The sequence below is a fragment of the Virgibacillus proomii genome (assembly GCF_900162615.1).
Lineage (GTDB): Bacteria > Bacillota > Bacilli > Bacillales > Amphibacillaceae > Virgibacillus > Virgibacillus proomii.
In genome coordinates this window covers 247,332-274,296 of the sequence record NZ_FUFN01000010.1, presented here as the reverse complement: position 1 = coordinate 274,296, position 26,965 = coordinate 247,332, and the positions used below count along the sequence as shown (strand labels likewise).

At 34.5% G+C, this 26,965-nt stretch carries 20 protein-coding genes and 2 pseudogenes; 7 read left to right on the top strand and 15 right to left on the bottom strand.

Annotated elements, in window-relative coordinates; all coding sequences use genetic code 11:
- Window positions 1–526: 526 nt before the first annotated feature.
- Window positions 527–1,693 (top strand): bis-aminopropyl spermidine synthase family protein, encoded by a 1,167-nt coding sequence (locus tag BN1066_RS09360; protein WP_077319191.1) that lies wholly within the window; start codon window positions 527–529, stop codon window positions 1,691–1,693.
- Between the two features lie 285 nt (window positions 1,694–1,978).
- Here BN1066_RS09360 and BN1066_RS09355 read toward each other — a convergent pair whose 3' ends face one another.
- The 3 genes from BN1066_RS09355 to BN1066_RS09345 all read right to left on the bottom strand — a co-directional run bounded on the left by BN1066_RS09355 (window position 1,979) and on the right by BN1066_RS09345 (window position 4,066).
- Window positions 1,979–2,446, bottom strand: a complete 468-nt coding sequence (locus BN1066_RS09355; RefSeq protein ID WP_179104349.1) for a GreA/GreB family elongation factor — start codon at window positions 2,444–2,446, stop codon at window positions 1,979–1,981.
- A 410-nt stretch (window positions 2,447–2,856) separates the two neighbouring features.
- The gene (locus BN1066_RS09350) at window positions 2,857–3,066 is read right to left on the bottom strand and encodes a hypothetical protein (protein ID WP_143695772.1); all 210 of its coding nucleotides are present in this window, start codon (window positions 3,064–3,066) and stop codon (window positions 2,857–2,859) included.
- 130 nt (window positions 3,067–3,196) lie between these two features.
- Window positions 3,197–4,066, bottom strand: a complete 870-nt coding sequence (locus BN1066_RS09345) for a plastocyanin/azurin family copper-binding protein (RefSeq protein ID WP_179104348.1) — start codon at window positions 4,064–4,066, stop codon at window positions 3,197–3,199.
- 409 nt (window positions 4,067–4,475) lie between these two features.
- Between BN1066_RS09345 and BN1066_RS09340 the strand changes: the two genes are divergently transcribed.
- Window positions 4,476–4,895 (top strand): PaaI family thioesterase, encoded by a 420-nt coding sequence (locus tag BN1066_RS09340; RefSeq protein ID WP_077319187.1) that lies wholly within the window; start codon window positions 4,476–4,478, stop codon window positions 4,893–4,895.
- A gap of 45 nt (window positions 4,896–4,940) precedes the next feature.
- Window positions 4,941–5,147: a hypothetical protein gene (locus BN1066_RS09335; protein ID WP_077319186.1), complete on the top strand. Its 207-nt coding sequence runs from the start codon at window positions 4,941–4,943 to the stop codon at window positions 5,145–5,147.
- A gap of 644 nt (window positions 5,148–5,791) precedes the next feature.
- Here BN1066_RS09335 and BN1066_RS09330 read toward each other — a convergent pair.
- Window positions 5,792–6,420: pseudogene (locus BN1066_RS09330) on the bottom strand (CatA-like O-acetyltransferase).
- A gap of 1,002 nt (window positions 6,421–7,422) precedes the next feature.
- Here BN1066_RS09330 and BN1066_RS09320 point away from each other — a divergent pair.
- Window positions 7,423–8,196, top strand: coding sequence for an acetoin reductase (locus BN1066_RS09320; protein ID WP_077319184.1), 774 nt, complete (start codon window positions 7,423–7,425; stop codon window positions 8,194–8,196).
- Between the two features lie 596 nt (window positions 8,197–8,792).
- Here BN1066_RS09320 and glaH read toward each other — a convergent pair.
- From glaH to BN1066_RS09280, 8 genes are all read right to left on the bottom strand, one after another.
- Complete coding sequence (gene glaH / locus BN1066_RS09315; protein WP_077319183.1) at window positions 8,793–9,728, bottom strand: glutarate dioxygenase GlaH; 936 nt, start codon at window positions 9,726–9,728, stop codon at window positions 8,793–8,795.
- Between the two features lie 31 nt (window positions 9,729–9,759).
- Window positions 9,760–10,527 (bottom strand): class I SAM-dependent methyltransferase, encoded by a 768-nt coding sequence (locus tag BN1066_RS09310; RefSeq protein WP_077319182.1) that lies wholly within the window; start codon window positions 10,525–10,527, stop codon window positions 9,760–9,762.
- Window positions 10,528–10,555: 28 nt separating this feature from the next.
- Window positions 10,556–11,788 carry an ATP-grasp domain-containing protein gene (locus BN1066_RS09305; RefSeq protein ID WP_077319181.1) on the bottom strand — a complete coding sequence of 411 codons (1,233 nt, stop codon included), beginning with the start codon at window positions 11,786–11,788 and terminating at the stop codon, window positions 10,556–10,558.
- A 19-nt stretch (window positions 11,789–11,807) separates the two neighbouring features.
- Window positions 11,808–13,535: an asparagine synthetase B family protein gene (locus BN1066_RS09300; protein ID WP_077319180.1), complete on the bottom strand. Its 1,728-nt coding sequence runs from the start codon at window positions 13,533–13,535 to the stop codon at window positions 11,808–11,810.
- Window positions 13,520–14,737 (bottom strand): ATP-grasp domain-containing protein, encoded by a 1,218-nt coding sequence (locus tag BN1066_RS09295; protein WP_077319179.1) that lies wholly within the window; start codon window positions 14,735–14,737, stop codon window positions 13,520–13,522. Before BN1066_RS09295 ends, BN1066_RS09300 begins: the two co-directional genes overlap by 16 nt.
- 23 nt (window positions 14,738–14,760) lie before the next feature.
- Complete coding sequence (locus BN1066_RS09290) at window positions 14,761–16,173, bottom strand: LeuA family protein (RefSeq protein ID WP_077319178.1); 1,413 nt, start codon at window positions 16,171–16,173, stop codon at window positions 14,761–14,763.
- A 4-nt stretch (window positions 16,174–16,177) separates the two neighbouring features.
- The gene (locus BN1066_RS09285; protein WP_077319177.1) at window positions 16,178–16,915 is read right to left on the bottom strand and encodes a hypothetical protein; all 738 of its coding nucleotides are present in this window, start codon (window positions 16,913–16,915) and stop codon (window positions 16,178–16,180) included.
- A 119-nt stretch (window positions 16,916–17,034) separates the two neighbouring features.
- Complete coding sequence (locus BN1066_RS09280) at window positions 17,035–18,264, bottom strand: MFS transporter (RefSeq protein ID WP_077319176.1); 1,230 nt, start codon at window positions 18,262–18,264, stop codon at window positions 17,035–17,037.
- Window positions 18,265–18,913: 649 nt separating this feature from the next.
- Between BN1066_RS09280 and BN1066_RS09275 the strand changes: the two genes are divergently transcribed.
- Window positions 18,914–19,528, top strand: a complete 615-nt coding sequence (locus tag BN1066_RS09275) for a recombinase family protein (protein ID WP_077319175.1) — start codon at window positions 18,914–18,916, stop codon at window positions 19,526–19,528.
- Between the two features lie 167 nt (window positions 19,529–19,695).
- A pseudogene (locus BN1066_RS09265) lies at window positions 19,696–21,593 on the top strand (Tn3 family transposase); the annotation flags it as partial.
- A 517-nt stretch (window positions 21,594–22,110) separates the two neighbouring features.
- Here BN1066_RS09265 and BN1066_RS09260 read toward each other — a convergent pair.
- From BN1066_RS09260 to BN1066_RS09250, 3 genes are read right to left on the bottom strand one after another with little or no spacing between them, the layout of a single operon-like run.
- Window positions 22,111–23,358, bottom strand: a complete 1,248-nt coding sequence (locus tag BN1066_RS09260; protein ID WP_077319172.1) for an ABC transporter permease — start codon at window positions 23,356–23,358, stop codon at window positions 22,111–22,113.
- Window positions 23,351–24,037, bottom strand: coding sequence for an ABC transporter ATP-binding protein (locus tag BN1066_RS09255; RefSeq protein ID WP_077319171.1), 687 nt, complete (start codon window positions 24,035–24,037; stop codon window positions 23,351–23,353). The genes BN1066_RS09260 and BN1066_RS09255 overlap by 8 nt, the downstream gene beginning before the upstream one ends.
- On the bottom strand, window positions 24,012–25,226 hold the full coding sequence (locus BN1066_RS09250) for an efflux RND transporter periplasmic adaptor subunit (protein WP_077319170.1): 1,215 nt from the start codon (window positions 25,224–25,226) through the stop codon (window positions 24,012–24,014). Before BN1066_RS09250 ends, BN1066_RS09255 begins: the two co-directional genes overlap by 26 nt.
- A 994-nt stretch (window positions 25,227–26,220) precedes the next feature.
- On the opposite strand from BN1066_RS09250, the gene BN1066_RS09240 reads away from it, so the two are divergent.
- Window positions 26,221–26,694, top strand: a complete 474-nt coding sequence (locus BN1066_RS09240; RefSeq protein ID WP_077319168.1) for a GNAT family N-acetyltransferase — start codon at window positions 26,221–26,223, stop codon at window positions 26,692–26,694.
- The last annotated feature ends 271 nt before the right edge of the window (window positions 26,695–26,965 follow it).

The following is a 26,965-nucleotide window of genomic DNA, read 5'->3' as shown; positions in this document are numbered from 1 at the left end:
AACTGATTCATCTTGAATTTATTGTTTTTGTAATTGCCCCTCTAAAAGTCATTTCATTACACTTTCAGATATATGTACGTATAAATTCCTAGAATTCGCCTTTTCATGCTTGACTTTTCAGGGTTTTAATGTATACTTTATCGTGATAGATAATGAATTATATGGGAGTTGTCTTGATGTCGGTTTTGGTTCTTAACTAATTAATTGTATATGGTTTGTTCTGCATTTTTTGTCGATAACCCACTTTCTGAGGGTTTATTTGGTTTGGACAAAAGCAGACTGCCAATTAAGTTAAGAACACTACGATCATCCATTAAAATTTTATGACTATTAACTTAGATTTTTTCTGCATTCAGAAACCGTTTTGAAGCTAAAAAATCCCATTTATAGTCTATTCTTACAGGACAGAAGATGAACGAAATGTTCAAATTCTGTCCTTTTTTGTTTAAATAAAAGCATGATTGGATGACGTTGTGCTCTTACATTGCGAATAGAACTTTATCATACCGATGGAAAGAGTGATTCCGTGAAAAATTATATAAAGAAGGTAAATACAAATTTAAATCTTCAAGAGGGAGCTAAGGTAATTGAACAGCTACTGATTGAGTGTTATATAAATCCTGGAATTTCAACCAAACAATTGGCACGAAAAATACTTCTTCCCGTCCCAATTGCTGTTGCCATTAAGAAAGAGTTCATAAAAGCAGGTATTCTTATGCAAGATCGTGGTGTCCGTTGTACCCGTGAAGGGATAATATACATTGAAAATGAATTGGGGTATAGTGGGTTAGATAAGAGCTTGTACAAGAAATTAATGGACAGCCAAACCGATTGGAAAACAGAGCTTGCTGATCTATTATCGGTACTTACACAACTCTTTCAAATGCGACCGGAAGTAAATGTACAAATTGATCAGTCGAAATGTACTCCCACAACAAGCTTACATCGAGCAATCCTTTGTCTAAGGGAGCATTCATTAATTGGCAAAACTATTATATGTATTGGTGATGACGATCTAGTGAGTGTGTCACTCGGTTTACTACTAAAACGTCTGTTCCCTTTAAAAAGCCCTAACACGATGATTACAGTCGTAGATATCGATGAAAGGTTTTTACACTATATTCACGATATAATGAAGCAGGAGAAGCTGCCAATCAACTGTCACCAAATTGATTTACGTCAAGCGCTGTCTGAGACGTTGCACGGGAAATTCGATTGCGTTTTTACAGATCCGCCTTACACCCTACAAGGAATGGTATTATTTGTTTCCCGTGGTATAGAAGCAATAAAACAAGAAAAAAGTTTACCCATATTTTTATCATATGCTCATAAATCTCCTGACTTTATGCTATCCATGCAACGTGAATTTATACGTATGGGGTTATCCATCAAAGAGGTAATTTTACATTTTAATGAGTATGAAGGCGCGCAAATGATTGGTAATAAAGGGCAAATGATCATACTAAAAACAACAGAAGCTGCAAAGCCAGTTATCTCAGGGGATTATGAAGATGCCATTTATACTGGTGAAGTAAAACAAATTTTACGAACATATGAGTGTAAACAGTGTCGTCATTCCATACTTGTTGGCATTCGGGGTGATTTCTCAACTATAGAGGAACTGAAGAACAAAGGATGTCCCATTTGTAATATGAATAAATTTCGCTTAATTAAAAGGAAAAAGATGGGATAGGAACACTACGATAAGTCTTATGCATAAACTGGAAACTGTAAGAAAACATATGTGTTTTCACGTAGTTAATATGCACCAATCATAGTTTGGGATAATAAAAGTATTAAGTTAAAATAGCGAAAAAAGAGTTGAAAAAGGTATCGACCCTTGAAAGTTAGAGTGATAAATCGGGGTCGCCACCAATCAGCTCTTTTTTCGCTTTAAATATACGCTCTCTAAAAGCAAACTTCATTTAACAGCTGTCAATTGATAGTTATTACATAACTTATTCTGTAACCCTAGTTCTTAGCTTTCCACTTTTGTTATAAGTAATTTTATCTTTCCTTCCGGTGTCTCAACAGATACTAAATCATTTTCCTTTCGTCCAAGTATTTTTCTTCCAATTGGTGAACGATCAGAAATATGGTCGCTTTGTGGATCTGCTTTTGTCACACTAACCATTTGATATGTCTCTTCCAAACCATCAGGCAGTTCTTTAAAGGTGACATACTTTCCGTGTTCTACTGCATCTGTTTCTGTTTTCTCAATAATTTCCGCTTGTTTTAACATAAACTCTACATCTGCTATTTGTTTTTGTATAACGTTTACTTCTTCTAAGAACCTTCTATGCTCCGGATCTTCATCAAAATCACAAAAGGTTTTCCCCTTCTCTATCTGGTCATTTACTTCTTTCAGCTTTACATTTTTTAAATACGTTAACTGATCCTTTAAACGTTGAAATCCTCTTTCAGTAACAGGAATTGTTTTTTGCATATAAACTCCCTCCATTTCATTTCTATAAACATAAGCTAGAAGCGCTCGCTTAGCGACGTACAAACTGGAGAACTTCTGACGAGATAAAGTGAAACATGCCCCTGCAACAAGGGTTGTTTCCTTTAGATTCGATCAGAGTTGACTTTTCATTAAAAAAAACTCAAAGTTTGCTACAGCTTGAGCGCATAGGGACATGAAACGACTTTAAAAAAAGATATTCATATTTGTAGAAGCGAAATATACTTTCCTAGACAATAAAAAAGCAACAATGGGATATATGCTACTCCACTGTTACTTTTTCCCTTTCCATAGCAAACAAATCTTATTAATCTCTTTAACCTAACTATATATAATAAAAGCTTATTTTTCATTCCTTATGCCTATGTGGGCGGTTAATAAAAAGAAAAACCTCAATTTGTAAATGGCGCATCTAAAGGAACCTGAAACAAAGCTTTGATCAATCCGTATACACTGTTCACTAAGATGATGGTCGCGATGATCATATAGGCAATTTGGAATTCATTTCGTGCATAGGCGATAATGGTTCCAATAGTAAACAGAATAATAATAAAGTGAAAAACAATCGTAAACTTCTTAGATCTTCTTTGCGCATTCATCAAAAAAATTCCCTTCTTCTATGAATAGCTTTCTAACAAATCACACTATCAGTAATCCCCTAACTTTATTATTATTTTCTATATATTATTGTAATTAATTTCATTGTAACAAAAATTGGATTAACACGCCGTCTTAAAAACCATTCGTTACTTCTAGTTCTCCTTCCATCCCAGCCTCTTGATGGCCTGAAATGGTACAAACATATTTGTATTCACCTGGAGTTGTTAAGGTATAGACTGCTTCACTTTTTTGTCTAGGGGCGCTTTCCATTTGAAGGCGACTGTTTTTCCCTTGTTCCTCCACCCCTATAATTTGCAAATGATGGTTTACTTTACCGATATGATCTAACACTATCTTCACTGTTTGTCCTGCCGTTACTTCCATCTTATTTGGTGAAAAAGAAAACTCATCAGCTTGAACAATAAAGCTTTTCATTTGCATATCTCCACTTTCCATATGATGATGTTCAGATGATTTAGAGGAAGATACGAATGGCCCCAGCTGTTGAAAACCAATCATAATAATGACAAAGATGATAAGTGAAACTAATGGATGGTTCCACAGTCGCTTTCCTTTTATAAATTCTTGTTGCATCATCCAAAATAAAATAATAACGGTCGCAATGAAAAACATAAACATGATACGAATAAAAGCGTCTTGGTAATCATACTTGATCATTTCTCCAAGCATTGCTCCCATCATACCGCCCATCATTCCAGATAGTGTACCATCCAACACAGCCACTAAGCTTAACGGCATACCTGCGAATAACCCGAATATAACTCCAGTCAGCATGGCAATTACCGTGGAGTAAAACAGATTACCTGCAAAAATAATACCTACAATTACCCCAATCGTTAAACCTGTACTCATTCCAAGTGCCATCGCAATCATCATTCCTGTCATACTTGTAATTCTGTGGCGAAATCTAATGATAATTCCAATCACCAAAGCTGATAAAATAAATATGCTTATTACTACAATGATTAACGGCGTTGTCATCTTCATTTCCCCTTTTTACTTGTCCTACTCTCAATATATGTACATGTTCCATAATTAATCACTTACATAATTGAAAAAATCACTAGAAAAACTGCAACAAGAATAAAAAGGAACGTAATATCAAGAAAACCATATTTCTTCAGAAAAATTTATGTAAAACGAGATGATCAGCTAGACACAAATTAAAAAAACTTTCATGTACCATATTTAAGTAACTTCCCCATTACCAATTAAGTTTGTAAAGCTACCTTGACATAAACAAATATTGAAATTATGATTAAATTACCTTTATATTTTATAAAATTAATATTTTCAAACAACCGCAACATTTAAATAACCAAGCGTAAAAACACAGAACAAGTCATATGACAACTGGAACATCATTCCAAAAAGGGTAGGGGGTTATGTAATGGAAAAACAAGATTTACTTAATATAGGGAGACAATTACTAGAGATGCAAGCATTTAGTAAGCTAATTGGAGCCGAACTAACTAAGTTTACTTCCGGTGAAGCTGTTTTAGAAATACCGGTAAAAGAAAACTTATTACAGCAAAACGGATTTGTCCACGGAGGTATTTTAAGCTACGCTGCTGACAACGCATTAACTTTTGTAGGCGGCTCCGTTTTAGGGCAACATGTATTAACTTCGGAATACAAAATCAATTACTTAAGACCAGCCATCGGAGAAAAATTAATTGCTATCGGGACGGTTATTTATGCCGGCAAACGACAAGCAGTTTGCCGTTGTGATGTGCAAGTATTACAGAATGGAGAAAAGAAAATTTGCGCAACTGCTCAGGGAACAATCGTAACGATAGACCCAATGTAATAAGAGTTGAACAAAAAAATGTATTTTTATTAGGGAGAAAATATAGTGAATAGTAACCAACCCGTTGTCAAAGAATTAAAGACCGAACAAGAGTGGCTTGAGGCTTTTCCCATTATGAATCAATTGGAATGTACTCTCGTGTTGAAGCTGGGTACGGAGGAAGCAGTTCATAAGATCACATTAAAGAAACTATCAACATATAACAAAAGATATTGTGAAGAAAGAAGGTGGAGAGAAATTTATCCCTTATAAAGCACCAATAAATGCACTCAAATTGTCCTCCCTAAAGGATTGGATGTGACCGTTGATAAGCAGGAAATTAAGCTACGTGTCTATGATGATTTGTTATTTGGATTTGATGAAAACTCATTAAAACCAAGCAAAAGAAGTACGAAATAAAATTATTCCTAAGCTTGAAGCGCTGAAAAGGGAAGTATTGCTCTTATTATTGTTCAGACAGATAGTCAAGAAGATGACAAGTACAATCAACCAACGTTTATCCAAAGTACTTGCCCAATCTGTAGTCAACTTCCTAACGAATAATGGAAAAACAGAGATCTAAAGGTTCAAAGCAAAGGCTTAAACGAAACAGATCCAGTCCACCTAATAATGATAAAGGAAAGCAGAAAAACTCCCTTGTAGCAGTTGTTATTAAAATCCTGAACAATAATTATAATTTTTCCGTATAACATGTATTAAAAGCAAGGAATTCAACTTTTTTTTATGTAAGAATCTGTTCGTTTTGTCGCTTAATAATAATTCATGTAATCCAATTAGCATGTCCATCCGTGGTAAATTTTATCTCCACGGATGGATAGATAAAAGCAGAAGTTATCTTTTGTGACCTATAACCTAGACTCGATTGCCAAATCTATCTTAGCTAATTACATTTATAACTATTTTAACCAAGTTTGACAGCTGAAAGCCAACTCCTGCAAATCGTTTATAAATTGACTAGCATGATACCCATCACAAACTGCATGATGAACTTGTACCGATATTGGAATCAAAACAGAGTTTCCTTCAGAAGAAAAATATTTTCCCCACGTAATAATGGGGAGTAAAAAGTCACCTTCATTAATAATATTTAAGTTAAATCCAGTAAAGGTGGTCCACGGAATAGTAGATACGGGAAAGCTATTAGGTGGCTGGTTTCCCTTTAATTGCATTCCTATTTTCTTACCATAAACATCTAAATCTTTCTTGTAGCTTTGATAAAACTCAGAAAAATCATCTTGGAAAATTGTTTTTCTTGCTTATTAAAAATACTATAACTAGGATGCATATTTTCCCAGTAACCAAGTTCTCCATTATGAAAACAGGTTCGAAATTCCTTCTGGGCATTAACGGCTTTGGTAGTCAAATAAATTAGAGCTGGATATAGCTTGACTTTATTTTCTCTAGTCAGTAACAGCAGTTGAGTAATATCAATATTTGTTGTTAAACTAAATGTACATCTCAATTGTGAAAAGTGATCAAAATACGGTTTTCTTTTCCATAACTCTCGATTAATCACGCAAAACATAAAAATAACCTCCTGAAAATTTTTAGAGAACTGTTTCAGGAGGTACGCTTCACTGTTTTGACCACGAATAGTCACTCCTTTTTAAAATCGTAATGTTATTATATCAATAATGTGCATTGTAAAAAATAGGGTAGATAATTAAACCTCCCTAGCCCTTCTTAAGTTACACAGCCAGACGATCTGTATTTCCCCCATCTTCATTAATCACTTTGGCATCTAGGCCTTTCCTTGTATAAGAAAGCTATAACTATAAAAAAACTTATTCTCTTCATCATCTGTGTTAATCCTGTCCTGTTCGATCCATTTAATAATATCTTTCTTGTTAAAATTGGTAAATGGAATATTGTTCTTAGTATAAGACTTACCTTTACGAAATACATGCTTGACCCTAGAAGTTATGTACATTGATTTCAATAACAGCCGTTCCTTCCAGAATTGGCATCATAATTTTTTCCATATCCGATATATGGTTTGGACACCATACATAATCTATACTCTGTGTGAATTTAACATATTTATTCATTATTCAATGCTGTACCTCTCTCAATCATAGGTTTCTATTCCCTATTTTTACTTGGTAAATTCCGTTAACAGTTTTATTATTCAATTCACTTAGCAATACCCTCCTCGTTTGTACTCCTATCACAAATATAACGAATGTAGGAACTAATATTGCTTTATATTTCGTGCTCGACATTTCCCCCACTCGAAAATTTCCTATAAAATTGTTTCCTCTAAGAAATATCTTTCCTTTTGGAATTGTTTTTATTAGAAAATACATTAGTAGTTAGGCAATTACAGCCAAACTGCGCATCTATCAGTAGAAAAGATAATTAAAAATAATAGATATGATTTATTTTTAGATACGTAATAGTTTTCAACTATAATCATTACGTTAAGTTCTATTTTTGTCACATTTTGTCGAGTTTTGTCGTTTCTAATACTATCTTTAGTGCTAAAATTAGAAGTGTACGAAAAAGTAATTTTCTAGGAGGACTAATAATGGACAAAGTAGCAGTAGTTACAGGATCAGCTGAAGGTTTAGGTAAAGGTATTGCACATCGCTTATGTAAAGATGGCTTCAAAGTGGTTCTTCACGACATTAATGAGCCTATTTTAAACAAAACTGTTAAAGAATTCAAAGACAATGGATTTGACATAATTGGTGTAGTTGGAAATGTTGCAAAACGCGATGACCAATTTAACTTAGTTAAAAAAACCGTCGAACATTTCGGACGATTAGATGTATTTGTCAATAATGCAGGTGTCGATGCAGTTACTCCATTTTTAAAAGTGCAAGAAGATGAATTAAATAGACTGTTCCAAATTAATGTAAACGGAACTGTCTTCGGAACACAAGCAGCTGCACAACAGTTTATTAAACAAGAAACAAAAGGAAAAATTATTAACGCTTGCAGTATTGCTGGCCATGAATCCTATGAAATGTTAAGTACTTACTCAGCTACCAAACACGCTGTTCGATCATTTACGCACTCATCAGCTAAAGAATTAGCAAAATATCAAATCACCGTCAATGCATACTGCCCTGGTATAGCAAAAACCAGAATGTGGGACAGAATCGATGAGGAAATGGTTAAATATAGCGATGATTTAAAACCAGGTGAAGCTTTTGAACAATACTCATCTGCAATCGCATTGCAGCGCTATCAAACGCCTGAAGATGTGGCTAATTTAGTTTCCTTCTTAGCTTCAGACGATGCAGATTATATTACAGGACAAACTATCCTAACAGATGGCGGACTTGTTTATAGATAAAATGTGATGAGGGAGGCTAAAAATTGACCGGAATGGAGCCTTGGAACAGGCAACTGTCCAACCTTCGCTTAGATGATGAATATTAATATATTAGCTAACTTTAGCGAAAAAATTTTATGCTTTCTCAAACATAAAATCCGTCGGTAAGATTCTCTGACGGATTTTACTCTTTAACATTTAAACTTATTGGGGTCCTACCAACAAAAAGCGGAAAACATACGCTAAGCAAAAATCGACAATAAGAAAGCCGATGTTTTCTACGTTAAGGAAGTATCGGCTTTCTTATTGTACACTAAAGTAAAATCCCATTTTTTATTTGACATTAACGTTGCGTAATACCTTAACCTTGTAATGTGGAGGTGAATTACGCTGCTTACAACTGGGGAAGTTTATAAAATAACTGGACTTACTGAACGTTCGTATAAGGTGAGTTATTAAACCAATATTTTAGGAGCTGGATCATATATTGCGGTAATACTTTGTTTGGAATATTAGAGTTTTTTATTATAAGATAGTCCCATCTGTACACTTTGCGCATTGATGAGACTATCTATCATACTATTTGAAGCGATAAGTGTTATATAGTTGTAACGAAATTAGTTAACAAAAAAACCTCTTTGCCTTAATAATACTCTATACAACTTTTCATCTTTTTTAAAAGGTTCTCTGCCATGTAACCAGAACAGATTATTTAACATTACAAGTTCCCCAATAGGTAGATGTAAAGAGACACAAGCATTAGATTGTTCTATTGAATGGAACAGTTCTTTAAAATACATCGCTTGTTCCATATTTTCCGGCTTGATATTCTGTTCAGCAAAACAAATACCCATTGACCCATTATGTTCAAAAAAAGTAGGACGATATTGAGGAGCTTCTACATTTTTACTCTTTGCCCCTTGTCTTTTAACCTTTTCTTGACCTATAGGATTCTTGCTGTATTTCTTCTGCTCTTCCCAATCATCTATGTGTAGCAATTTAGAATTTCCAGCTACAGCATTTTGTTCATCAAGCTTCATCATTAATAACCAGTCCACAATTTCCGCTTCATATGCACCGTCAGAGTGTAAATGTAAACTTTTATATGCTGATCTTAAATACGTATCACTTTCGTCAGTATGTTTTACAGCAAATTCCGCATAATAATTTCCAGTCATTGCATCAAACATTGATTTCCCAACGCAATGTGTAATTGCTGTTGATAATTTAATGAAATTAGTTTTATTACTTAGTTTACTATTTCCATTTAATGAAAATCCGCCATGTTCTCTATCTTTTAATATACCAGTTATAACAGATGAAAAATTATCCCCAACTAACTTATCAAGCTTATTTGCTAAATAAAACCTTTCAAATTCTACATATTTCAATCTTTGCAGATCAATTTTTTCAACCTCTTTAAAAAATTTTTCTAAAATTTCTTCTCTAATAGTTACTAAATATAAGCGTTTATGTTGAGAGTGTATTTCAACCTTGAAATTTTGTTTATTTTGAATCTGATTCGCTACTTGAGTTTGTTCAATAGTCTTCATCTATTTAACCTCCAATATATTTTGATAGTATTCAAACATTAGGACGTTCACAAACTAAACAAAAGACTCTATGGGGAATTATTAAATCCCCTGGAAATTCATTATTAAGTAACTTCTTAAGATCCATGTCAAAATTTTTCAAACCTTCATCAGTTAAGCTTGCCCCTACACCTGCGCTAGCTCTAATCCTACCTCTCCACGCATCATGGCTAAAATTTACATTTAAATCAAATGTAAAAGTTTCAATATTCCTATAACCTGCTTCTGATACCTGCGTTAACCAATCTGGATAGATTCCGTTACCGCCATCGCCTGCCCAATTAGGGTTATATCGAAGTATCAATTCCTCAGTTTTTGAGACCACATTATCTTTAATAGGTAACCAATCTAAGTGTAAAATGATTAACCTTCCGTCTTTTTTTAGAACCCTTTTGATTTCATGTAAAACTTCTACACTATTAAACCAATGCCAACATTGTGCGGCAGTAACAATATCAAAACTATTTTTGGCGAAAGGCATATTTTCTGCTTTCGAACTAACATATGTGATATTTAAACCCTGCTCTTTATCTAACTTTCTTGCCACATTTAAAAGCTCATTGGCAATATCAATACCTGTCACTTCTAAACCTTTTTCAGCAAATTTTCTACCAAGAAAACCTGTTCCCGTACCAATATCCAGTAGTGATTGTCCTTTTTCTCCTAATCCAAATTCTTGAAGTTTATTAAACACCTTATCTGGATATTGTACCCTATACTTACTGTAATCATCTGCAGTTAAACCAAAATTGATGTTCATTTGTAGACCACCTTTTAAGTTCGATTAATTACACTTTAACCCCTATTTCAAAAAGTACTTTATTCTTGTTAATTTGGGTATTCGTAAATGCATCTTTCCCTGTAGTGCCGCTACACATAATCATACCTAGCCTATCCCAAGAACTTTTTAAAATAGTAACTTTATCACCAACCTTTACAAATTGTGCTACATTTAAAACTTCAGGTTTTATTTTAATTTCTTCAAACCCTTCTATACAATTTAAATAGCCATTTTCCTCAGCTGACAGGAAAGTTATTGCAACACCACGTTTTCCCTGTTGGTTAATTTCAGTCTTTTTATTTAAAAGGATGTCTAGCATGGCTGAATAGGGACAAAATTCATAAGAGATTTTAATCATCTGAAAAATATAATCGCCTGGAGCTCTTCCAGCACACTCAATAAGATAAGGTTTATCATTATCGATAATCCATTCCGCATGTAGAATTCCAGTTTGAATATCTAATTCGCTTATTAATTCCTCTATATTTGATCTCAATTTTTTTCTAGTATCGTCTGATAATTCACCAGGTAAATAGTGTCCTATTTCAACTGGAAACTTTCCGTCAATTGTTTCTTTTACAGTCACATTTAGAAATTTTATATCTCCTTTTTTAACAAGAACCTCTGTGCTAACTTCTTGACCAGTCAATAATTCTTCAACTAGAAATTCCTCTTTAATATCACGTTCAGTAACATGTATCCCTTCATCCAGGCCAAGAGAGTGATTCCACGAAGACGCAATATCTTTCTTCTCATAAACCTTAATTACTCCGGCACTTGCCTGTCTATTAGTAGGCTTAATTATAATTGGCCCTTCAAAAAATTCATTTACATCATTTATATTAGTAACTTTTTTATACCTTGGTTGACCTACATCCGTATTTTCCATCCTTTTTCTTAAAGAATATTTGTTTGTTAGTGTATTAGCAGCATCTACACCTAGGCTAGGCAAATTTAAAACAGAGGCAACATAGCTTGCCGGAGCTACAGAATATTCTAATCCTGGTATAATAACATCAGCCTTAATACTATTTGCATAAATAATAATGTCATTTAATTCTTCTTGCTCTTTGAATTGATATTCTAATAACTTAACTTCATTAATATTTGGATAATCATCTTCTGATATGCCTTTCTTTTTCCATAAATCAGGTTCTTCAATAACATATAAGTTTATATAGCTTTTATCATTTAGTGTTTCAGCCCATGATTTATTCAAACCTATAAGAAGTACATTCATATTTTTCAACTCCTATATTTTAAATTACAGCAGTCCCTTTATCTAATACTTTATTATCCTCAGGAACTCCTGTACGCCTTATAAAGTAACAAATTTGATATAACCTTATAGCAATGAGCAACGTTTCTTCCGTAGGATTATGTCTTAAATTTTCAATGAAATTCTCTAATTCTCTTTCTTTTAATGGTAAAAAAGAATTTACTTCCCTATCATTTAAATTTTCAAACAATTCTTCAAGCTTATTCTGATGGAAATAATTTTTTAGATTTAATCTTAGAGGTCTTTTGGGAGTACTTACTGATTTTTGGCTCAAAATAGGCTTTAGCTCCTTTCGTAATAAGGGTTTAGTATCTTTTATATTTTCCTTATCCAAAGTATTCAGCATTTCCTTCGCGATTGAGGGGATATCTCGATGTAAAAAAGGTACTCTAATTTCAATAGAGTGATACATGCTAGTACTGTCTATCCTATCTAATAATGGTCTTAAGCTAACTATTTTTTCAGCAGCTAACAATTGGCTTACCACCCCAGTTTCTTTTTCTGCAAAACTATTTAGTTTTACAGTGGTTATTTTTTTTGTATAATTGCCACCATCGATCATACTTTCCACTAATTTAGAAGATGATTTTTCTAAATAAAAGTTAACAAAATTACTGTCTTGCTTCTTTATAAAGTCCAGGTAACTTTGGTAACCAAAGAATAGTTCATCAGCGCCTTCCCCTGATAAAACAACTTTTATATTTTCTTTAGCAGCCATTTCAGACAATAGATACGTGTAAACACTACTCATTGGGAAGCAAGGCTCTGACGTAATATTCAGTACCTTAGTAAAGGCTCTATTAATATTTTCGTTATTCGGACTAATGGTGAAGTGTGTCCAAGTTTTCCAAGATTCACCTGGCAAGTTTAATTCATTTAAGGTCGTGATTCCATCTTCTCCTAACAAGAGACTGAATGTTTTTATATTCTTGACTCCATTCTCTGCTAAAAAGTATGCAATAGCTGTTGAATCAATTCCACCACTTAGAAATAGACCTAATGGTTTTTCAGTATCCGCACATTCTATTACAGATTCTCTTAAAGAATCTATTAATGAATTATCATTATTATTAATTTCTTCTTTTTTTGTTTTTTCAATAAAACTGTAGTTAATATACTCATTCTCTTGCTTTAATTTAAGTACTTTGTCCGTTGGGAACGAATAAATATCATTGAATATTGTATTACTATCTAAACTCCTACCCAAAGAGAGATATTCAAAAAGCAGTTGAGAAGATATATTTATATCTTTAGGGTCCTTGAGTCCAAAAATTTTTGAACTAAATCTTAATTCTTTAGCATTACTTAGATAATAAAGGGGTTTTATACCAAATGAATCACGGTTTAAATATGCAAATCCGTTATTCAAATTAAAAAAACAATAAGCAAACATACCATCAAAGTGATTACTCAAAGGATTATGTTGCAAGCATTCCAATAAACTTTCGGTATCGGTTCTATTTGAATCTTTTTTAACGTTATAAATTTCTCCGTTATATACTATTCCCCAACTACTTAAATTATCGATTAGAGGTACTGGTACCATTTGTGGTCCAGTAATTGAGAGCCTTGTACCTCCTATTGCATAATTCCTAGTCTGCAATAAACCTAACCCATCAGGCCCTCTTTCTTCCATTCCTTTAACCATTGTGAAAATATCATTCACACTTTCCTTTTCTCGAGAGAATATCCCTACGATTCCACACATTTTCGCTCCTCCTTATAAGAAAAGGATATGCTTGACAAAGCAGTTTCGGCATTTGTTAGAGCCTCTTGTCCATTTCTTCCGGTGGTTATTGCATAAGCAATCCGTCCTGCATTTGAATCAATATCAGGCATAGAAACATTTAATTCCTGAATTACACTTAACTCCTCTAGCCATTTAGGATAGTTAACAATTGAGGTTTCTGCTCCAATTAAAATCCCATTCTTTTTACTAGGTTGGAACTTTATTGCCGCACCCCTGTTGTGCCTAGGTGTTATTTCATCAAAACTTATACTTTCACCTATAGCTAATTTCCCGCAAAATTTGTATAGATTTATGCCTAACGACAAGTCAACTAAGTCGACTATACAATCACCGGCTAGTCTAGGATTTACTTCTATAATTATTGGTCCTTTCTTTGATAGTTTTATTTCTGTATGACAGGCACCATAATTAATGTCCAGAGCAGCACATGCTTTAATAGCAAGATCCTTTACTATTTCTAAAAGTTCTTTTGAATGTCTAGAAGGGGTACTGTGTCCTAATTCAACGAATGTGTTTCCATCGGAAGTAATTTTGTCTGTAATACTGATCACTTTATGCTCACCATTAAAGAATATAGTTTCTACACTTAATTCAGGGCCATCAATGTACTCTTCAATTAATACCTTTCCAATAATTGACTCTTTTATTGCATTTTGAAAAGCTTTGTTTATATCTTTCACATTCTCTATTTTACTCACCCCTGCACTTGCTGAGCGATCAACTGGCTTGAGTATCATACATCCCCAATTATTCAGAGATTGTATCGCTTCGTTTGGTGAGGTTATTTCAGCCCAACGAGGATTTGGAAGTCCCTTTAAGTCAAAACACTGCTTTTGCAAAAGTTTATTTGTGGCAATTTTAGCTATTTCTTTATTTAAAAATCTGAGGTCCAATAACTCTGCAAGCTCAGCCGTTTGGACCAAAGCAGAATCATTAAAAGTTAGAATTCCATCTGGTTTACCTACTTTATTAATAATAATATTATACAAATCACTTAAGTTCTCAAGATCGTGAATGATAACATGATCAGCAAAGCGTAAAGATTGATTTTGCAATTTATCCACAACCACGATTCTCCAACCTAGCCTATAAAATTCTCTATACGCAGGCATTCTAAGCGGTAATGGATAACCAGATTTTATTACTAAAAGATTTTTCACTTTTCTATCCCCTTTAGATTAGTCTAATTTGAAAATACTAGACTACGATTGGATTCGAGTAAGCTGTGATTATAGTCAGGCGATAAGACAATATTTGTAAACGAACCTTTTCCAGAAACATAGTGGTAAGAATGCTCTATAAATGCAGGAATAAAGACAGTTGCGGGACTATGGGCAATATGTTCTTCCCCATTCATTTGTACACAACATGTTAGACCTGTCCCATCGGAGTTCGCTCCCCAGAATAAAAAAGCACTATCACAATGATGAGTATGTTTATCAACATGTTTTTCAGGATTTTGCTTTACTTCATCAAAAAACCTCTGAATAACATAAAAAGAAGCTTTGTTATCGACCCTTGAATCTAAATGAACCCAACGTGTCCCAGGTCCATCGGTGTGATACTTTAATTCTGATGCCCCCTTTATAAATGGTTTCTTTATTGAAGGTTTAAAAGGCAGTTTTCCGACTGGCATAGTTGGTCTTCGGTCTTTAAGAATCCTTTCTCGACCTACAAGTTTAGGGTCAAATGGTTCATATGTCTCCGGATTACTTTGAACTGCTTTCACATGGTAAACTGAGGTATGTGTGAATGCGTTTTTTCCTATAATAGGTCTAGTATCATCAGGTTTATATCCTGTGGACAGTGAAACTGACCTGGCTAATTTTTCAACTAACTCAAGTTTAAAGTTTTTTTGATATCCAAATTTAGTTAAAGCTGTGGCTAATTGAATTAAATCTACAATGCCTGCTCTTTCACCAATTCCCATAACTGATGTATCAACTATATCCACCCCACAATCAATTGCTGCTAGGGCATTTGATAAAGAGAGGCCTAAATCATTATGTAAATGCACCTCAAAAATACAACTATATTTTTTTCTTAAATAAGTAACAAATTCTCTGCAAGTTTGATTATTAAACACCCCTACTGTATCTGCGATACTTATACAATCTGCACCAGCATCAAGTGCTACCTTTACTATATCGTCAATAATTGGAAGATTCGTTCTGGACGCATCCTCAATTGTAAACCTAACTTTTAGATTAAGTCTTTTTGCTTCTTCAATTGCTTGTTTTGCTTTCATAAAGACACATGATATGTCTTTCCCTCCAAATTTATTTTCTAGTGAAATGTTATTAAACGAAGCCCAGATACCTACCCAATGAGCTCCCGTTCTCTTTGCTGCTCGTACTTCATCTAGATTAGCTCTTGAGTGCATTAATATTTCAGCTTTACGTGAATTCGAAACTACCTCTCTACATATATTTTCATCTTCTAAAGATATACCTGGATGACCAACTTCAATAATATCAACACCGAATTCTTCTAATAGTTTCATAATATAAATCTTATCTTCGGCCGAAAATCGTATCCCTGATTGTTGTTCACCTTCTCTTAGCGTTGAATCTAATACTTTGATAGATTTATTCATTTAATCACACTCCTAGTGTAGATTTTTTTTCAGCTTCTACTCTAACTCTATCATTGTAGTCTTTAATAATACTTACAGATGACCAATCACTAAATAATAGGCGGAGATCATCTTCATTAAAACGCTTTTCCTTCCCTCTGTTTCCATACCAAGCTAATAAGTCTTCTTTATTAATTTTCCCGTGAGGTAATAAACCGCCTTCTAGAATTGGTTTCGCTTTTGAGTAATCAATGGTATTATTTTCTTCATCCCAAAAATCAATAGACATGTTATTGTTCCTTGAATATTCAATCATTTCCTGATCCATCGGATACATCCCTATCTTTACAGTGGACTTCATTTTTCCATTATTATTTAAAATACTATACATGTTCTCTTGAAAACATTTTGTTTCATTTGAATCAAACCTATTAATTAATGTATCGGAACAAATGAGATCATAGCTCTCTCCCCAACCGCTAAAGTCATTTACTACATCTTGATTAATGACTTTTGTTTCTGTTGAAATATGGTCGCGTAACTCGACACATATTCTAGAAGAGAAATCGACAACTGATAGACGAGCCCCTGTTCCTTCTATAGCCTTAATTAGATCCACTGTAGTTCCTCCTACAATTAAGACGCTGCTAGTCTTCGTTACGTCTTCCATGTACCAATCTAAAGTGTCTCTTGATGGTTTTGCAGTATCCCTTCCTAACCTCCAAAAATTTAATCCCACAGAATCCCATGCAACTTGTTTCATATAGTCCCTCCTATTAAAAAATTATCGGTTATCTAAACATAGATTTTGTACCTATTATATCAAAATCATATATAAATTTAAAAATTTCCGACTATTAAATAGATAACATAAATGATGAATTATCCAACATCCTCTTCTTTATAAGTATTTAACTGATTAAATGATGGTAAATTCCATGCGATAATACAAGGAACTATAGTTATCACTCCTAACAGAAAGAATAAATATCTAAACCCAATTAACTCAACTATAGAAGCACCAACTAACGCACCAATAGGAATACCAATTCGAGCTAGTAATCCTCTTACTAGAAATACCCGCCCTCTTATCTTTTCAGGTACTCTTTGTTGATATAAAGTCGTGTTATTAATGTTAAAAATAACAATAAACAACCCATATAATAAAATGTAAATAAAAGCTAAATAGAAATTTGACACACTTCCCATCAGCATTAAATTCAATCCCGAGAGTGTAAGTGCTCCTAACATAATAAGTTTTAAACTTCCAATTTTTCTAAAGGAGGATACTAATAATGATCCTAGTAACATACCAAATGCTATACCCGAACTAATAAACCCATATTGAAATGAATTCCCATTCAACTCTTCAAGTACAAAAGGTAATAACATTGGTTGTGTTGCTCCCGATCCAAAATTCACAAAAAATATTAATCCTGCAATCCATAAAAATAATCTATTTTGTTTAAAGAAGTTTAGTCCTTCTGTAAATTCACTTAACCAACTTGTTTTCCGTTTTTCTTCATGTACCCTATGTCTTTTTTCTTTTGGTATCAGCAGCAATATAAATCCAGAAAAGGTAAAGATCATTATCAATGTTAAAATTACTATTTCTGGTTTTAATATTCCTATCATAAAACCTGCTAAGGAAGGTCCCACTACTATCATAATTTGTAAAACAGACTCTAGGGTAGCATTCGCCTTTAATAAGTGATTTTTTTCAATTATTGAAGTTAAATATGACATACATGTTGGTCTAAATAACGGCTCTATCAGCCCCAGTAAGATTACAACTAGATACAGTATTTCTGCTGTCAAATTCTGATTTATTAAAGTGATGAATGGAAGAATGAAAATTATCGCTTTCATCCATTCTGAGAATATCATGATATACTTTTTATCATATCTATCAAGAAAAGGTCCCGAAATAATATGACAAATTATCATTGAAGTAACATAGACAAACCAAATAGTCCCCATCGCAAAAATTGAACCTGTTAAATCATATAGTAACCAGGACATTAAAAATACGGAAAACGTATTTCCTAAACCTGAACTTCCCTGTCCAAATACAATTAATAAAAATGATTTATTTTTAATTAGTTCAGTCATCGTATACTCCTTTTAATTTTTTATAATGAGAATATCGCGAAGATTAATACCACTTGTCAGATTAGGAAATTAAAGTGCATAGGTGGAGATGCCAACCAATAATTATTGATGCAGTTGATGTACTCTTAAGCTTTGTACGTTCAAAGATGTTTGAATCGAATTGTAACAAACGTAGGATTAAAATCTCCTTGTTCTTTAACACTTCTAAACCTTTCTTGAACCACTTTTAAATAATTATTCCCTATTCATCAAAATTCCCTCCCAATTTTTTCACTAAACGACATTTGAAGTACAGTACTTTACAATCCTGTGTATTAATAACATCTTAACAAACTTTTTTATTAAATAACATTTTATTGAAAATAATTAATATTTTTTAAAAATTATAAAGCATTATTAAGAGGTACCGCCAACATTCATTTTCGTTTTGCTGTCTGTACCCCAATTAGGTTTAGGAATAAGAGTTTGCTATCGTTTATAAAAGTACACATTTACGAACAGCTTATAACCTTCAATAAATATTAAAATTACCAATTCGTAAACATCGTAAAATCATTTACGGACGTTCGTTGATTTACATATACTTTTACGAACAAAATATAGTATAATATGGAAAGAAAAACCAACAGAAAGAGTGAATGTTTATAATATGGAAAAACGGAAGTATGGTTACATTCGGGTAAGCAGCAAAGACCAGAATGAAGCTCGCCAAATTATTGCAATGAGAGAAAAAGGTATTAATGATCGTGACATTTTTATGGATAAGATGAGTGGGAAGGATTTTCAAAGGGAACAATATCAACTTTTAAAACGAATTCTTCGTCCGGGGGATGTGCTGTATATTCACTCTCTTGATCGATTTGGCCGGAATAAAGTGGAAATCGTGCAGGAATGGAATGCCATTACTAAGGAACTTCAGGCTGACATAGTTGTTTTGGACATGCCACTGCTTGATACCACGCAATATAAAGACAGTATGGGAACCTTCATAGCCGACCTTGTTTTGCAAATTCTCTCCTGGATGGCACAAGAGGAACGGGAGCGAATACGAAAACGCCAGCGTGAGGGAATTGAGGTAGCAAAGAAGCAAGGCAAAACTTTTGGTCGTCCCAAAGCACGGATTACAGATGCGTTCATGGATGCTTATCACGAATGGAAAAAAGGTAATATTTCGGCAACAAGTGCAATGCGACAAGCAGATGTTAAAAAAACGACGTTCTACAAGCTTGTTAAACAGGTGGAAAAGGATGCTGCGGAAGTTTAATCTCTCTTTTATTTTGCAAGCAATAACAATAACCCCTTTGTTAATGAAAGGATGGTAGAAATAGCTTCAAGAGGAAAAGAATTACTTACAGTAGATCAAAGAGCAGAATTTGTGCAAATACCAATGAATATGACTGAACGTGAATTAGAAATCTATTATACCTTTTCATTGAAAAAGTAATGCCATGGGATAAAATCATTACCTCCGTTGAAGAAGCGAAAAAATTAGCTCGACCGATGGATTATGATTATCTAGATTTGCTTGGAAATCGATTCACTTATCTGAGAAAGTATACTCCTGCCCTTCTTAAATCTTTGGAGTTTCGTTCGACAAAAGCATCAGAACCATTAATACGCGCTTTAGAAGCATTGAAAGAAATGAACGAGTCTGGAAAAAGAAAAGTACCAGATGAGGCTCCATTAGATTTTGTTCCAAAACGTTGGCAGAAGCATGTCTATGATGATGAAGGAACCATAAATAGACATTATTATGAAATGGCTGCCTTAACGGAATTGAAAAATCTATTCGTTCAGGAGATGTATATGTTGTTGGCAGTAGGCTACATAAAGACTTTGAAGAGTACCTTGTTGCTAAAGAGGACTGGGTAACAACAAATCTTGAAGAAACTAAGTTAGCAGTTCGCTCCTCAGCAGAGGAATATCTTGAGCAACAAAGGAAAGCACTAACTCAACGGCTTACATGGATTTCAAATAATCTTGATGGTCTTGAAGGAGTAAACATAGAAAAATCTAAACTTAGACTGGATCGTTTAGAAAAAGATACTCCCGAAGAAGCACGAAACTTTAGTTTATCCTTGTACAATATGTTGCCGAAGGTAAAGCTCACTGATCTTTTAATGGAGGTAGCCCATTGGACAGGATTTGATAAAATGTTGGTACATGCTTCCACCAATCGACCACCAAGGGAAGAGGAAAACCCTATTCTGATGGCGGCACTTATGGCAATGGGAACAAATATTGGTCTGACTAAAATGGCAGATGCTACACCTGGAATTACTTATCACCAAATGGCTAATGCTGCTCAATGGCGCTTGTATGATGACGCTATCAGTCGGGCACAAGCTACATTGGTGAATTTCCAGAAAAAATTAACTCTTGCTTCATATTGGGGTGATGGCACCACATCTTCATCTGATGGAATGCGAGTACAGGTTGGTGTATCATCTTTGCACGCCGAATCAAATCCTCATTATGGGACAGGCAAAGGTGCAACCATTTATCGGTTTACAAGTGATCAATTCTCTTCTTTTTATACGAAGGTCATTAATACGAATGCGAGAGATGCTGTACATGTAATCGATGGGTTACTTCATCATGAGACGGAGTTAAATATTGAGGAGCATTATACTGATACAGCTGGTTACACCAATCAGGTTTTCGGTTTGAGCCATTTGCTGGGTTTTCGATTTGCACCAAGAATTCGTGATTTAACTGACGCTAAACTATACACAATTCAAAAGCCAAGTGATTTTCCTAAATTGGAAAACTTACTTCGTGGACGGATTAATACAAAGGTTATTCAGGAAAACTTTGATGATGTACTTCGATTAGCCTATTCTATTAGAGAAGGAAAAGCATCTGGTTCACTTATTATGGGAAAGTTAGGTTCATATGCAAGGCAAAACAAATTAGCCACTGCTTTACGAGAAATGGGAAGAATCGAAAAAACTATTTTTATCTTGGATTACATATCCAGTGAGACACTACGTAGACGTATCCAGCGAGGTCTAAATAAAGGAGAAGCCATGAATGGTTTGGCAAGAGCATTATTTTTTGGGAAAAGAGGCGAGTTACGGGAAAGGGGCTTACAAGATCAGTTGCAACGCGCAAGTGCTTTAAATATTATAATTAACGCAATTAGCGTATGGAATACCGTATACCTTACCGAAGCAACTAAAGTGTTAAAGGAAAAAGGAAATTTTCGAGAGGACTTATTAAAACATATTTCACCACTAGGTTGGGAACATATCAATTTTCTTGGGGAATACACCTTTGATATGGCAAAAATAAAAAACTTAAATTCCCTGCGCCCTCTCAATCAATAAAATGAAAGCCGAAAAATTCCTTAGCGTAGGAAAATCGGCTTTTTTTATGTCGAATTTTGCTTAGCGTACATTTTCCGCTTTTTGTTGGTAGTACCCCTTATTTAACTTGTCAAAATAACCTCTCCCAAATTGATTTTAGCTGCTTCCATATAAAGCGGACTACTTCCTTCCATCTAATAAACTATATCCTTGCTTCATTAAAATTACTTTTTCTTCGGCAATTAATGTAATCAAATTCTCGAAGTTTTTTTAACATGTATGTATAGAAATCTGCTTGTTGCCATGTCTTAAATGAACTAAACGAATTTATCTTCGCATTCAATGAAATCGTACTCCAATTAACGGGTCCCCCTGATAATAAGCCTAACGTTAAATATTCTCCATCAGACTTTCCTCGTTATTTGATGACTTGCTGTCTGTTTCTTATTAGGAGGCATTTCCGACGTTTTAGCAAAGAAACATAAGCAGCACTAACATTTTTGTTTGTCAGTGCTGCCGGCTTCATCAAAGTGTTTATTTATTCATAACGCAGTGCATCAATAGGTTTCATTTTGGCTGCCTTCATAGATGGAAGCAATCCAAATACAATCCCAATAATCATGGAAAACAGCACAGAACCGATGATCGCTGGAACTGGAATAGCAAATGGAAGTTTAGCAAAATGAGATATGGCTTTCGCTCCACCGATTCCTATTAATATGCCGACAATTCCCCCAATACTCGTCAGCACAGCTGCTTCTGTAAGAAACTGAGTTAATATCACTCCCTGCTTTGCTCCTAAGGCCTTTTTAATACCAATTTCACGAGTTCTTTCTGTTACTGATACAAGCATAATATTCATTACGCCAATTCCCCCCACTAGTAGAGAGATACTGGCAATTCCGCCCAGAAGCAATGTGAAAGCACGGTTGACTTCTTCAATATCAGCGATAATTTCATCTACATTTGGAATACTGTAGTGCCAGGTAGATTCAGTTGGGATATCTTGGTTCAATACGTCAGCAACTGCTTGCCCTGCTGTCTCTAAATCATCAGAACGTTTAGCCTGTACAAGAGCTTGCGGCAAGTCGTTAAAGCTACCTAAATGAGACCAGGCAGCTTTGGGAATCAGCATTTTGCCTTCACTGTCATCCATCATCCACATACTATCTTCATTAACTTTCTGATCTACATAGACTCCTACTACTCGAAATGGAACTGCATTCACCTCAATGACTTTATTGAGCGCCACGCCATCTTCTGGAAATAGGCTATCTCTCATCGCTTCATTAATTATTGCTACCTGACGACCTTTATTATATTCTAAAGCGGTTATTTTTCTACCTTCTAAAATATTTATTGGAAAAGATGTCAAATAACGTTCATCTGTTGCATAAATTTCTGCATCCAAGTAGTTGTTTAAATGAAACACTTCTGCATAATTTTGGTAAAAAAGTGCAACATTTTTTACGGCATCTATATCAGCTGCTTCTTGCAAACGCTCTTGCGATACAGGTAACAGTACATCCGGTGGCGGATCTTCCTGCACGTCGCCAATATATTCTCCCGACATCATGTCAACAGCACTGTCCGATTGAAACATGACTGTAACCGAGTTATTGCCCGTGCCAATCATTTCAGACTTTAAGCTTTCTTTCTGCCCCTCTATCATGGATACAATCGTAATGATGGCTGCAATACCAATTATCACTCCGAGCATTGTTAAAATGGACCGCATTTTATGGGCAAAGATGGACTGGAAAGAAAGTTTAATATTATCAAGCATTGACTGCTCTCCTTTCATCCTTAAGAATCCGGCCGTCACGAAGGAAAATGGTTCGATTTGTATACACAGCTATTTCCTGCTCATGTGTCACTAAAACAACCGTCACTCCTTCTTGATTGAGTTTCGTAAAGATCTCCATCACTTGCTCGCTTGATTTAGAATCAAGCGCTCCAGTCGGTTCATCCGCGAGCACAAATTTTGGGTTATTGACAACAGCTCTTGCAATTGCCACCCGCTGCTTTTGCCCACCTGAAAGCTGAGTTGGTCTAAAATGCAGCCGATCCCCTAAACCTACTTTTTCAAGTGCTTCAATTGCCCGTTCTTTCCGCTCTTTTTTATCTACTTTTGCATATATCAATGGCAATTCCACATTTTCAAGTGCTGTTGAACGAGGCAGTAAATTAAAGCTTTGAAAGACAAAACCTATAAAACGATTGCGGATTGTCGCCAGCCCATTATTCTTGCCGGCGAGCATATCCATCCCTTCCAGTGTATATTCTCCTGAAGTAGGTGTATCCAAACAACCAATAATGTTCATGATAGTAGATTTTCCCGATCCAGAAGGCCCCATAATTGACACATATTCCCCTTGCTCAATGGTTAGATCAATGTTATGTAGAACCGGGACTTGTTCTTTTCCTTGTTTATAGGATTTAGAAATCTTCTTCAATTGAATCATCAATTGTAACCTTCTTTCCCTCTTTTAATGAATCTTCCGGGAATAGAATGTAATCATCGGCCTTCAATCCCTTTTTCACTACTATCATCATGCCATCTTCTTTTTCTGCTCCCAATTCAACCTCTTGTTTAACAAGCGCTTCATCTTTGACTTTCCAAACATACGGCTTCTCTTCTTCCTGCACGATATATTCTGTTGGCAGCACTACTTCTTCCCCTTTAGCGCCTTCTTCAGCTAATTCAATAAATACATGATATCCAAATTCCAACCCTTCATGACTCTTCAGCTCCACCTTGAACGAGTATTTAGAAGCGTTTGGATTGCTAGGATCTTCTGAATACATGTCCATTTCAGCACCCTCTTCGGACTGTTCTACTGGCAGCTTACCGATCTCTGCAATCTTCCCAGGCCATGTCTGTTCTGGATCCTTTCTACTGGCAACATTAACTTCAAGACCAACTTTTAAACCATCTTTCACAAGCTCATTGACGGTTCCCTCTACATAAGCAGCTTCTGTATTCACAATTTGCATAAATGTGCCTCCTGAAGGTTCTGAACCAGTTTCCTCATCAGTTTGCTGTTTTTGCTGCTGTTCTTCATCGATTTTTTGAACAATACCGTTTACCTTGGCTGTCACTATATTATTATTTACTTTTTTCTGTTCCTCTTCATGCATCATTCTAGCTTTTTGTGCATCCAAATTCGCCACTTTCAAATCTATTTCTGCCTGATTTAACTGCTCGCGAATTTCCCCTTTTTCCTCATCTTCTGCTTTTGATAATTGCTTACGCAGGGAATCAACTTCTTTACTTTTCTGATTAATTGTTATATTCGCCATTTCTAAATCAATTGCTTTTTCTTTTAATAGCATTTGTCCTTCAGGATTATGATAAGAAAAGAGCTTATCCCCTTTTTTGACTTCGTCTCCCTCTTTAACAAAAATCTCTTTCACTCTGCCACGTTCCGGCTCCAGCATAATTTTCTGCGTTTCCTTTGGTTCTACCACACCAGCAAATAATTCACTTCCTGAACTCATCTCACCACTTAAATCACTTACCATCAACGGCATGAGTTCTCCTTCTTCTACTGCGGTACTTGTTCCTCTAGTAAAGAAAAAATAACCTCCAACGCCCACTAAAACAACTAGGGTAATTATAGTCGTCAGAATAGTCTTTTTCTTCTTGCTCATTCTTTCTCCTCCTTAACCTTTAAAACAATGTCCTAATCTTCAATAATGTCAGATTCCTAAACAGTTTTCACAGGGATACCCAAACAAATTTGGAAAATATTATATAAACTATTACAAAATTATTACTTATTTTACACTAAAGTTAATAATGTTTCAATAGATTTTCAATTTAACATCCAGTTGCCTCTGTATAAAATAATTAGATAGTCAGTTCGAAAGTAAACGCTCGCAAATCATGCATCAATTTGTTAAATTTGTAAATAGTTCTTATAAGAGTTTATGGAGAAGTATAGAAAGAGAGTAATTTTAATACCGTACTAAAAAGTTCTCCCTTTCTTCTTTAAGGACGAACAGGGAGAACTTGTTTTATATAAGAGGTATGTATAAGAACTTAATCAAGGCGAATTTTCGTTAAGTCCTTAAAGCAGCTACAATCTTGTGTAGAGAAACAATTACTGATAAATCTGCCTTTTGAAATAAAAGGATTAAAGCGAAAATTAAGTACCAAAAACTCAAACAATAGTGTATTTTATATCTAAAATTTATAATAAAAAGGGATAGTAGATTGTCTACTAAATATTTATGTAGTGCAATTATTTCATTATAATTAACATTATCTATCATAACTCCACAGACAGCTAAAACAATGAACCACATAATCAAGCCATCCGGTATTGATAATGTCATCTCCCAAGAAGTAAAACCAGATTACTATCTAAACAGAGTAGTAGATGAATACTTAAATGAAAGCGGTATAGCAGAAAGGTCGTAGGTTAGTTCACCTAATTGTAAAACCTTAGACTTAAAAAAATATTGTTGACTTGATCTAAATTTTTATATGTAACGCTAGTGATATTTTAGTACGATAGAGTTAGGGATGAAGAAACCATACATTCTGAAGAAGGTACCGTGACAATGAAACTGGTGGCAAAAATCATCGCACTACATGAACAACATCATATGTTACAAATAAAATAAATCATAGGAGAATAAAATGAAAATTCGTTTTGTCAAAAGTTCCGACTATTACATCTTATCACCGTTAATTAATAAATGGTGGGGCGGAAGAAATATGTCAGATATGCTGCCAAAGTTGTTTTTTGATCATTTTACAAATACAAGCTTTATTGCTGAAATAAGTGGAGAAATTGTAGGTTTCCTCATTGGATTTCTCTCACAGTCTAAACATAATGAAGCATATATCCATTTTGTCGGGGTTCATCCTAAATTTAGAAAACAGAAGATTGGGAAGGAATTATATTACCATTTTTTTAAAGTGGCCCAACAAAATGACCGTCATATTATACGTTGTGTAACATCTCCTGTTAACAAAACTTCCATTGCCTATCATATGAAGATGGGGTTTGTCATTCAAACAGGAAATAAAAAAATCGATGGAATCGAAGTAACGGCTAATTATGATGGGCAAGATCAAGATAGAGTATTATTTGCAAAAAAACTAATTTAATTCATCGGTTGGGGATGAGAAAAAGTTTTTCTGCATACGATGTATCGTTGTCGGAGTTTTTGCGGTGTACTCCTTCAAAGCTTCTCTATCCTTGAAAAAGCAAACCGCTTTTTCTACGTGCGAAGTATCGCTGTCGTGGGTTTTCCTTGTCCTGTTGACATAAACAAACTGGGCATTTAGGTACCACTATCTCCCCTTAAACTTCTTCGCATTCTCTATAACTCTTGTAAGGAGAGTGTTACGACACCTTAGATGTAGGATAAACAGCCAT

What these genes read in the sequence shown, in the direction of transcription:
- BN1066_RS09355 (WP_179104349.1), bottom strand. Translation starts at nt 2,446, where the DNA reads ATGCAAAAAACAATTCCTGTTACTGAAAGAGGATTTCAACGTTTAAAG.
- BN1066_RS09345 (WP_179104348.1), bottom strand. Translation starts at nt 4,066, where the DNA reads ATGACAACGCCGTTAATCATTGTAGTAATAAGCATATTTATTTTATCA.
- BN1066_RS09340 (WP_077319187.1), top strand. Translation starts at nt 4,476, where the DNA reads ATGGAAAAACAAGATTTACTTAATATAGGGAGACAATTACTAGAGATG.
- BN1066_RS09320 (WP_077319184.1), top strand. Translation starts at nt 7,423, where the DNA reads ATGGACAAAGTAGCAGTAGTTACAGGATCAGCTGAAGGTTTAGGTAAA.
- glaH (WP_077319183.1), bottom strand. Translation starts at nt 9,728, where the DNA reads ATGAAGACTATTGAACAAACTCAAGTAGCGAATCAGATTCAAAATAAA.
- BN1066_RS09310 (WP_077319182.1), bottom strand. Translation starts at nt 10,527, where the DNA reads ATGAACATCAATTTTGGTTTAACTGCAGATGATTACAGTAAGTATAGG.
- BN1066_RS09305 (WP_077319181.1), bottom strand. Translation starts at nt 11,788, where the DNA reads ATGAATGTACTTCTTATAGGTTTGAATAAATCATGGGCTGAAACACTA.
- BN1066_RS09300 (WP_077319180.1), bottom strand. Translation starts at nt 13,535, where the DNA reads ATGTGTGGAATCGTAGGGATATTCTCTCGAGAAAAGGAAAGTGTGAAT.
- BN1066_RS09290 (WP_077319178.1), bottom strand. Translation starts at nt 16,173, where the DNA reads ATGAATAAATCTATCAAAGTATTAGATTCAACGCTAAGAGAAGGTGAA.
- BN1066_RS09285 (WP_077319177.1), bottom strand. Translation starts at nt 16,915, where the DNA reads ATGAAACAAGTTGCATGGGATTCTGTGGGATTAAATTTTTGGAGGTTA.
- BN1066_RS09280 (WP_077319176.1), bottom strand. Translation starts at nt 18,264, where the DNA reads ATGACTGAACTAATTAAAAATAAATCATTTTTATTAATTGTATTTGGA.
- BN1066_RS09275 (WP_077319175.1), top strand. Translation starts at nt 18,914, where the DNA reads ATGGAAAAACGGAAGTATGGTTACATTCGGGTAAGCAGCAAAGACCAG.
- BN1066_RS09260 (WP_077319172.1), bottom strand. Translation starts at nt 23,358, where the DNA reads ATGCTTGATAATATTAAACTTTCTTTCCAGTCCATCTTTGCCCATAAA.
- BN1066_RS09255 (WP_077319171.1), bottom strand. Translation starts at nt 24,037, where the DNA reads ATGATTCAATTGAAGAAGATTTCTAAATCCTATAAACAAGGAAAAGAA.
- BN1066_RS09250 (WP_077319170.1), bottom strand. Translation starts at nt 25,226, where the DNA reads ATGAGCAAGAAGAAAAAGACTATTCTGACGACTATAATTACCCTAGTT.
- BN1066_RS09240 (WP_077319168.1), top strand. Translation starts at nt 26,221, where the DNA reads ATGAAAATTCGTTTTGTCAAAAGTTCCGACTATTACATCTTATCACCG.